This window comes from Roseibium sp. AWQ4_290, assembly GCF_056160985.1.
The window spans coordinates 1-301 of sequence record NZ_JBSWYG010000084.1; the positions used below are offsets into that span (position 1 = coordinate 1).

General features: G+C 57.1%; 1 protein-coding gene. It reads left to right on the forward strand.

Going from position 1 to position 301, the window contains the following annotated elements:
* Positions 1-55: 55 nt before the first annotated feature.
* Positions 56-301: hypothetical protein (locus ACXAH0_RS25235; protein WP_475196070.1), on the forward strand; the 246-nt coding region annotated here is incomplete at its 3' end.

Below are 301 nucleotides of genomic sequence, written 5' to 3' on the forward strand. Positions count from 1 at the left end.
GAAGAATGGAACGGTCTTATACACGAGCACGGCGCAGTCGGACACGTCTGACGCTATGCGGGTTGATGCATCTTTCCGTACGCAAGGCGGACGTCTTGGAGACACGGTTCTCGATCTTGAAAACGGGTCATCTCAACTCGTGAGTTGGTTGCACGGGTCTGATGTGACGGTCGCTGGGCCGATTGGCCCGGTTACAACATCGTATGAAGACCTGAACGGCGACGGTGTTGTTGATGCTGTTCTGTCGGCTGAGGACGGGTCGATCTGGACGCGTCTTGGCGATGGTCAGGGCGGGTTCGGT